Source organism: Nocardioides stalactiti (assembly GCF_014180715.1).
Classification (GTDB): domain Bacteria; phylum Actinomycetota; class Actinomycetes; order Propionibacteriales; family Nocardioidaceae; genus Nocardioides; species Nocardioides stalactiti.
Genome location: NZ_JACEFC010000046.1, coordinates 23,735 through 32,221, shown reverse-complemented (window position 1 = coordinate 32,221; position 8,487 = coordinate 23,735). Strand labels below are relative to the sequence as shown.

10 protein-coding genes are annotated in these 8,487 nt (G+C 69.1%); 9 read left to right on the top strand and 1 reads right to left on the bottom strand.

The features are described 5' to 3' along the window. Positions 1-150: 150 nt before the first annotated feature. The 7 genes from tsf to H0487_RS11185 all read left to right on the top strand — a co-directional run bounded on the left by tsf (position 151) and on the right by H0487_RS11185 (position 6,198). On the top strand, positions 151-960 hold the full coding sequence (gene tsf, locus H0487_RS11215; RefSeq protein ID WP_183094318.1) for a translation elongation factor Ts: 810 nt from the start codon (positions 151-153) through the stop codon (positions 958-960). Between the two features lie 188 nt (positions 961-1,148). Continuing rightward, positions 1,149-2,342: an SPFH domain-containing protein gene (locus H0487_RS11210; RefSeq protein ID WP_183094317.1), complete on the top strand. Its 1,194-nt coding sequence runs from the start codon at positions 1,149-1,151 to the stop codon at positions 2,340-2,342. A gap of 1 nt (position 2,343) precedes the next feature. Next, a complete protein-coding gene (locus tag H0487_RS11205; RefSeq protein ID WP_183094316.1) occupies positions 2,344-3,666 on the top strand; it encodes a TFIIB-type zinc ribbon-containing protein in 1,323 nt (440 codons plus the stop codon). After that, a complete protein-coding gene (locus tag H0487_RS11200; protein WP_220793311.1) occupies positions 3,654-3,944 on the top strand; it encodes a hypothetical protein in 291 nt (96 codons plus the stop codon). Before H0487_RS11205 ends, H0487_RS11200 begins: the two co-directional genes overlap by 13 nt. 34 nt (positions 3,945-3,978) lie before the next feature. Further along, a complete protein-coding gene (gene pyrH, locus H0487_RS11195; protein WP_183094315.1) occupies positions 3,979-4,692 on the top strand; it encodes a UMP kinase in 714 nt (237 codons plus the stop codon). A 30-nt stretch (positions 4,693-4,722) separates the two neighbouring features. Beyond that, on the top strand, positions 4,723-5,277 hold the full coding sequence (gene frr / locus H0487_RS11190; RefSeq protein WP_446685566.1) for a ribosome recycling factor: 555 nt from the start codon (positions 4,723-4,725) through the stop codon (positions 5,275-5,277). A gap of 21 nt (positions 5,278-5,298) precedes the next feature. Beyond that, positions 5,299-6,198: a phosphatidate cytidylyltransferase gene (locus H0487_RS11185; RefSeq protein ID WP_183094313.1), complete on the top strand. Its 900-nt coding sequence runs from the start codon at positions 5,299-5,301 to the stop codon at positions 6,196-6,198. Here the strand turns inward: H0487_RS11185 and H0487_RS11180 are convergent. Next, complete coding sequence (locus tag H0487_RS11180; protein WP_183094312.1) at positions 6,192-6,788, bottom strand: glycosyltransferase; 597 nt, start codon at positions 6,786-6,788, stop codon at positions 6,192-6,194. The genes H0487_RS11185 and H0487_RS11180 overlap by 7 nt on opposite strands. Positions 6,789-6,950: 162 nt before the next feature. On the opposite strand from H0487_RS11180, the gene H0487_RS11175 reads away from it, so the two are divergent. Together H0487_RS11175 and rlmN are read left to right on the top strand one after the other, a co-directional pair. After that, entirely contained in the window at positions 6,951-7,334 is a 384-nt protein-coding gene (locus H0487_RS11175) for a hypothetical protein (RefSeq protein ID WP_183094311.1), read from the top strand. Between the two features lie 8 nt (positions 7,335-7,342). Then, positions 7,343-8,476, top strand: coding sequence for a dual-specificity RNA methyltransferase RlmN (gene rlmN, locus H0487_RS11170; RefSeq protein WP_183094310.1), 1,134 nt, complete (start codon positions 7,343-7,345; stop codon positions 8,474-8,476). Positions 8,477-8,487: the final 11 nt, after the last annotated feature.

Here is an 8,487-nt window from a genome sequence, read left to right as displayed (position 1 = left end):
GGGAGGCCGCGGAGGCCGCCGAGGCCGCTGCCGAGGCTCCCGCCGAGACCGAGGCCCCTGCCGAGACCGAGGCGTCCGCCGAGGCCGAGGCCCCCGCCGAGGCCTGAGCCTCGTCGTACCCACCACTCATCACGAGATCGAGGGAGATCCATGGCATTCACCGCTGCCGACGTGAAGAAGCTCCGCGAGCTGACGCAGGCCGGGATGATGGACTGCAAGAAGGCGCTGGACGAGACCGACGGCGACTTCGACAAGGCCGTCGAGCTGCTCCGCGTCAAGGGCGAGGCCAAGATGAACGCGCGTGCCGCTGAGCGCGACGCTTCGGCCGGTCTGGTCGCTGCCTCCGGCAGCGCGCTGATCAGCCTGAAGTCGGAGACCGACTTCGTCGCGAAGAACGAGGCGTTCGTCAACGCTGCCCAGGCGATCGCCGACGCAGCCAACGCGAACAAGATCGGCGACGCCGAGGCCCTCAAGGCCGTCTCGCTGGGCGACAAGACCGTCGGCGAGACCGTCGACGACCTCGCTCGCACCATCGGCGAGAAGATCGAGCTCGGCGAGGTGGCCTACTTCGAGGGTTCGACCACGGTCTACCTCCACAAGAAGGCCACCGACCTGCCCCCGGCTCTCGGCGTGCTCGTCGAGTACGAGGGTGACGAGGCTGCCGCCAAGCAGGCCGCTCAGCAGGCTGCCGCGCTGAAGGCGCAGTACCTCACGAGCGACCAGGTCCCCGCCGACGTCGTCGCGGCCGAGAAGGACGTGCTGACCAAGAAGACGCTCGAGGAGGGCAAGCCCGAGGCTGCCGTCGCCAAGATCGTCGAGGGTCGGATCAACGCGTTCTTCAAGGAGATCGTGCTCCTCGACCAGGAGTCGGTCTTCGAGTCGAAGAAGTCCGTCAAGCAGGTTCTCGACGCCGCCGGCACCTCGGTGACCCGGTTCGCGCGGTTCGAGGTCGGCGCCTGACGCGTCGCCCCACCTGAACGGCACGAAGGGCGGTTCCACCGCAAGGTGGAACCGGCCTTCGTCCTTTTGGCTGCATTGTGGCTGGATTGCCGTCATTTCATGTTTGGCGGCTCCGGCAGTCGGATAGTTTCTGGGAGCGCGCACCGCACCCAGGCGGTCGCCGTCAGGTCTATCAAGGAGATCGTCACGTGGGACTCATCCAGGCTGCCGTCGGCGCGATCGGTGGCACTCTCGCTGACCAGTGGGTCGACTTCTTCACCGTCCCCGACACCATCGGCCCCACGGCCGCGATCTTCCCGGCCGTCAAGCGCGGTGAGAACGCCGGTCGCGGCAGCAACACCCAGGGCTCCGACGGCGTCATCACCAACGGGTCGAAGTTCGTCGTCCCCGAGGGCTACGGACTGGTCCTGCTCGAGGACGGCGCCTTCACGGGCTTCGCCGCCGAGCCGGGCGCCTACGAGTGGAAGTCCGACGAGGCGGCCTCGCAGTCGATCTTCACCGGGGGCGGCCTCGTCGACTCGGTGATCAAGCAGAGCTGGGAGCGCTTCAAGTTCGGCGGCCGTCCCTCGGCCCAGCAGAACGCGCTCTTCGTGTGCCTCAAGGAGCTCCCGAACAACAAGTTCGGCACCCAGTCGGAGATCTACTGGGACGACGCGTTCCTCAACACCCAGGTCGGCGCGATCACCCGCGGCACCTACACGCTCAAGATCACCGACCCACTGACCTTCATCCGCAACTTCGTCCCGGCGGGGATCATCTCCGGGCGCGGGGTCTTCGACTTCACCGACATGGACAACCCGGCCGGTGAGCAGCTGTTCAACGAGGTCGTCGGCTCGCTGGCGCCGGCGTTCTCGATGTACACCAACGACCCCGCCAAGGGGAACCGCATCGCGAAGCTCCAGCAGGACTCGATCGGGTTCGCCCAGTCGCTGTCCGCAGCGGTCGAGCAGAACTACCAGTGGAAGACCGGCCGTGGTCTGGAGATCGTCAAGACCGCGATCATCTCCATCGAGTACGACGCCACCACGCGTGAGCTGCTCAAGAACGTCCAGCGCGCCGACGCCCTGTCGGGTGCTCGCGGCAACTCCAACCTGCAGGCCTCGGTCGCCGCGGGCTTCGAGGCGGCCGGCGAGAACGCCGGTCCCGGTGGTCTCATCGGGATGGGCATGGCCGCGGGCGGCGCCGGGATCGGCGGCCTCCAGCAGCCCGTCGCCCAGCCGGCCCCGCCGGCTCCGGCGGCACCTGCCGCGCCTGCGGCCCCGGCAGCTCCGGCAGCGGACGACCCGATGGCGGTCCTGACCAAGGCCAAGCAGATGCTCGACGCCGGGCTCATCACGCAGGCCGACTACGACGCGGCCAAGGCCAAGGCGCTCGGACTCTGACATGACGCAGGAGCCCCCCGCCGGCGCCGTACCTCCGCCTCCGCCGCCACCACCTCCGCCCCCGCCCCCGCAGGCCGAGCAGCAGGTCCAGCAGCCCACGTTCGACGGGCCGCCCCTGTCCCTGGAGGAGGAGCTCGCCAACGCGAACGCCGCACCCGAGCCCGGCCCGAGCATCGAGACCGTCAACGAGTCGCTCAAGGACGGGCTGAACAAGTGCCCCCGGTGCGGCTCGACCGACGTCAGCCTGCGCGGCTCCACCGGTCAGCTCGTGTGCCACTTCTGCCGCCACGAGTGGCAGGAGGCGCGGGTCGAGGAGCAGTTCGGGCTCGGTGAGGGGATCGACTCCCTCGAGGGCACGGTCATCGCCAGCGGGGCGAAGGACATCCAGGCCGACGTCAACGACCAGGTCACCTTCAAGTGCGAGGCCTGCGGCGCGGAGGTGGTCGTCGACACGGCCCACTCGCTCAACGCCCGCTGCCACTGGTGCCGGCACACGCTCAACGTCAACCAGCAGATCCCCAACGGGGCCGTCCCCGACGCGGTGCTGCCCTTCGGTCTGACGAAGGAGCAGGCGATCGAGAAGATCCGCGAGTTCGCGGGGAAACGACGCCTGTTCGCGCACAAGCAGTTCAAGAAGGAGTTCGTCCCGGAGAACGTCCTCGGCGTCTACCTGCCCTACCTGGTCATCGACGCGCGCGCCCAGTCGCAGTACTGGGGCAAGGGCGAGATCCAGACGAAGCGCTGGACCGAGAAGCACGGCGACAGCAGCACCACCTACTACGCCGCCGACGTCTACCAGGTGGCGCGGCAGGTGGACTTCACCGTCGACGACCTCACCATGGAGGGCTCCTCGGAGCGCGCCGCCATCGGGCCGGCCAACACCAACAACATCATCAACACGATCCTGCCGTTCGACACGAAGAACGCCGTGCAGTGGAACGCCAACTACCTGGTGGGCTTCACGAGCGAGAAGCGCGACATGAACGTGGAGGCGATGAAACCCAAGCTCGAGGACCAGCTCCTCTCCATCGGTCGCTCGGAGGTCCGCGCGTCCCTGGAGCGCTTCGGGCGTGGCGTGCGGTGGGAGCAGGAGAAGATCGACGTCGGCGGGTCCCGCTGGGTGTCGATGTACCTGCCGGTGTGGCTCTACTCCTACCAGCAGGAGAGCAACAAGCTCCTCCACTACATCGCCGTCAACGCACGGACCGGAGAGACCATGGGCAGCATCCCCGTCTCCAAGCCCAAGCTGCTCCTGGCAGCCGTCACCGTCGGTACCTTCCTCGAAGGCATCGCCGGCGCGATCCTGGTGGCGTGGGCAGCATGATCGCCGACCTCGCCCTCGTCCTCGCCCAGGCATCCGACGACAGCCCGGTCTGGCTGCTGGCCGCCGGCCCGGCCGGCGGAGCCGCGACGTACTGGGCCATCTGGCGCTACTACCGCAACGCCGACAAGTCCCACCAGTTCGAGCGGGACACGATCATCGAACCGCAGCCGGTCCGCGGCGGCGAGGAGAAGATCGACCACATCTCCAAGACCAAGAAGTCCGACATCGACGGGGACAACAGCAGCAACTACCGGCAGCGGGTGCAGCGGATCACTTGATCGGGCCAGGTGACCGACCGGTAGGGTCGGCCCCGTGACGGGTTACAAGCGAGTGCTGCTGAAGCTGTCCGGTGAGGTCTTCGGCGGCGGCAAGCTCGGCGTCGACCCCGACGTCGTCCAGGGCGTGGCCAAGGAGATCGCCTCGGTGGTCGAGTCCGGCACCCAGATCGCGGTCGTGATCGGTGGCGGCAACTTCTTCCGGGGTGCCGAGCTCCAGCAGCGCGGCATGGACCGTGCGCGGGCCGACTACATGGGCATGCTCGGCATCGTCATGAACTGCCTGGCGCTCCAGGACTTCCTCGAGAAGCTCGGCATCGACACCCGGGTCCAGAGCGCCATCACGATGGGCCAGGTCGCCGAGCCCTACATCCCGCGCCGCGCGATCCGCCACATGGAGAAGGGCCGGGTCGTCATCTTCGGCGCTGGCATGGGCATGCCCTACTTCTCGACCGACACCGTCGCGGTCCAGCGCGCGCTGGAGAGCAAGTGCGACGTCGTGCTCGTCGCCAAGAGCGGCGTCGACGGCGTCTACAGCGCCGACCCGCACGTCGACCCGACGGCGACCAAGTACGACGCCCTCACCTATGACGAGGCGATCATGCAGGGGCTGCGGATCATGGACCAGACCGCGTTCGCGCTCTGCGGCGAGAACAAGCTCCCGATGGTGGTCTTCGGCATGGAGCCCGAGGGCAACATCCTGCGCGTCGTGCAGGGTGAGAAGATCGGCACGCTCGTCAGCGCCGGCTGACCGGCAGAAAGCGAAGAAGGGGCACCGATGATCAACGACATCCTCAACGAGGCCGACGGCAAGATGGACAAGTCGGTCGCCGCGACCCGTGAGGAGTTCGCGACCATCCGCGCCGGCCGGGCGCACCCGAGCATGTTCAGCAAGATCATGGTCGACTACTACGGCACGCCGACCCCGATCCAGCAGCTGGCGTCGTTCACGGCGCCGGAGGCCCGGATCATCCTGGTCCAGCCCTTCGACGTGGGCGCGATCGCGAACGTCGAGAAGGCCATCCGCGAGTCCGACCTCGGTGTGAACCCGTCCAGCGACGGCAAGATGCTGCGCTGCGTCTTCCCCGAGCTGACCGAGGAGCGCCGCAAGGAGTTCATCAAGCTGGCCAAGGAGAAGGCCGAGGGCGGCAAGGTCGCCGTCCGCCAGGTCCGCCAGAAGGCCAAGCAGAACCTCGAGCGCCTCGAGAAGGACGGCGAGGCCGGCAAGGACGACGTCGTCGGCGCCGAGAAGCGGCTCGACGGCTTCACCAAGAAGCACACCGACGCCATCGACGAGCTGCTGAAGAACAAGGAAGCCGAGCTCCTCGAGGTCTGACCTCGACGGACCACACCTTCGATGACCGACGTCACGCCCCCCGCCGGCACTGCCGCCGCTGTCCCGGCTCCCCAGAAGGACCACGGCCGCGCCGGCCGCGACCTCAAGGCAGCGGTGGCCTCCGCCGTCGTGCTGCTGAGCGCCATCGGCGCCTCGCTGTACTTCTGGAAGCCCGCCTTCATGCTCATCGTCGCCGCGGCCGTCGTGGTCGCGGTGTGGGAGCTGCGCAAGGGCATGCTCGCCAAGGACATCGACCTGCCCGAGCAGCCGCTGATGATCGGCGGCGTGGTGATCGTGGTCGTGGCCTACGTGTACGGCGCCGACGCGCTCGTCACGGCGACGGCGGTCACCGCGCTCGTCATCATGCTGTGGCTGCTGCGCCGTGGCGTCGACGGCTACGTCAAGAACGCCACGGCCTCGGTCTTCACCCTCGTCTACCTGCCGTTCCTCGGCTCGTTCGTGGCGCTGCTGCTCGCCGAGGGCGGTGACACCTGGTCCGGCGGCGGGCTCGACGACGACGGTGTCGCCGGCATCATCACCTTCATCGTGGTGACGATCGCCTCCGACATCGGCGGCTACATCGCCGGCGTCCTCTTCGGCAAGCACCCGATGGCGCCGGTCATCTCCCCCAAGAAGTCCTGGGAGGGTTTCGTCGGATCGCTGCTGGCATGCCTCGGTGTCGGTTGGGCGCTGGTCGTCTACCTGCTCGACGGCGACTGGTGGGTCGGGCTGTGCCTCGGCCTCATCGCGGTCGTCATGGCCACCCTCGGCGACCTGTGCGAGTCGGTCATCAAGCGCGACCTCGGCATCAAGGACATGAGCCAGGTGATCCCGGGCCACGGGGGCCTGATGGACCGCCTCGACTCACTGCTCGCGACCATCGCGCCGATCTGGCTGCTGCTCCACTACGCCGTCTACTGAGCGGACCGCTGGGCGCTCGACCGAGCCGCCCAGGCGGCCGCATGGGCCACTCCGCGCGTCGGCTCGGGCGGGTCGGTGAGGACGTCGACGAGGGCGTCGGCGATCGACAGCACGGTGTCGCCGTAGGCGACGGCGTCACCGAGGACCTCGCGGATCCCCGGCAGGTCCCGTGCGACCACCGGGACACCCGCCGCCAGTGCCTCCAGCGCGCGACCGTGGGTCGAGGGTTCGGTGGGGAGGTAGCCCACCGCCGTGGCGCCCGCGACCAGGGCCGGCATCTCGGCGGGGACCGGCCGGACGAGCATCGGGTCGGCGCCCAGGTCGTGGGTCCGACTCCAGAACGTCGCCACCTCGTCGGGATCCTGGTCGTGGTCCGGAGGACACACCACCACCAGGCGGATGTCGGCCAGCGACGGGTTCTCCTGGACGAGGACAGCGTGCGCCTCGAGCAGGTCGAGACAGCCCTCGGCGGGGTTGGTGCCGCAGAGCGCGAGGAGGTAGCGAGCACCGACCCGCACCCGCCAGGCCGCCTGGCCGGGGACGTCGAGCGCCGCCGCGGCGAACCGTGGGGCGTCGAAAACGATACGCATGGCGAGATCCCTTCAGCGGCCGCTCCCGAAATGCCGCCAGGCCGCGCCTCCACGGTAACCGGACTTTGTTTCAGGAGGGATCCTCCGATCGGTCGGGGACGGACTAGTCACGGTGGCTCGCGATCGCGCTCCCGACACGCCGGGCCGGTAGCATCGGGCGTGATGGATCAGGCAGTGGAGACCTCCGGGACGACCGCGACCGACCCGGATCGGGTCGTCGCGCCTGCCGGCGTCCGCCGCCCCGACTGGTGGCACCGCGAGCACCCGGTGTTCTTCCCGCTCTCCGGGTTCTTCACCGGGATGGCCTTCATCATCCTGGTCCCCGGCACCTATGCCGCCATCCTCAAGGCTCTGGTCGGCTACGAGCGCGCTGAGGAGCTCTTCCCGTTCGTGCTGCTCACCCTGGTCGTCCCGATCGGCTTGCTCGTCCCGGGCCGCACCCGCCGCTTCGGTCGCTACATGCTGTTCGGCGTGGTCGCGACCGCTGTCGTCGTGGTCGGCGTCGCCGTGGGCGTCCTGTACTACCTCATCTACCGTGATCGGTGACTTCTCCCGTGTCTGACGAGCCCGTCCGGCTTCCCCTCGTGCTCGCCGAGCCGAAGGGACGCAAGAAGCCCCCGCCGCACCTGGCCGACCTCGACGCCGAGGAGCGCAAGGCGCGCCTGGTCGAGCTCGGCCTGCCGGGCTTCCGCGCCAAGCAGCTGTCCACCCACTACTTCGCGCGGCTCGTCGACGACCCGGCGGAGATGACGGACCTGCCGGCGGCCCAGCGCGAGGAGCTGGTCGCGGCACTGCTGCCGGACCTGATGACCCCGCTGCGGACCCTCGAGGCCGACAAGGGCACCACCCGCAAGACGCTGTGGCGTCTCTTCGACGGCGCGCTCGTCGAGTCGGTCTTGATGCGCTACCCGGGCCGCGTGACGATGTGCGTCTCCAGCCAGGCGGGTTGTGGCATGGCGTGCCCGTTCTGCGCGACCGGGCAGGGCGGCCTCCAGCGCAACATGTCGACCGCCGAGATCGTCGAGCAGGTCGTCGCCGGCTCCCGCGCGCTCGCTCGCGACGAGGTCGCCGGCGGCCCCGGCCGAGTCTCCAACGTGGTCTTCATGGGCATGGGGGAGCCGCTGGCCAACTACAAGGCCGTCATCGGCGCCGTCCGTCGCCTGACCGACCCGGCGCCCGACGGCCTCGGCATGTCCGCGCGCGGGATCACGGTGTCCACCGTCGGGCTGGTGCCGCGGATCCGTCAGCTGGCCGACGAGGGCATCCCGGTGACCCTGGCCCTGAGCCTGCACGCCCCCGACGACGAGCTGCGCAACGAGCTGGTCCCGATCAACACCCGGTTCTCCGTCGCGGAGACCGTCGAGGCGGCCTGGCACTACGCCCAGACGACCAAGCGCCGGGTCTCCATCGAGTACGCCATGATGCGCGGCATCAACGACCAGGCGTGGCGCGCCGACCTCCTCGGCGACGTCCTCACGTCGTACGGCGACTGGGGCTGGGTCCACGTCAACCTGATCCCGCTCAACCCGACCCCGGGTTCGAAGTGGACCGCCTCCGACCCGGCTGACGAGCGCGAGTTCGTCCGCCGGCTCGAGGCCAAGGGTGTCCCGACGACCGTCAGGGACACCCGCGGCCGCGAGATCGACGGCGCCTGCGGTCAGCTCGCGGCCGCTCCTGACGGTGCCTGAGCCCCGGTCTC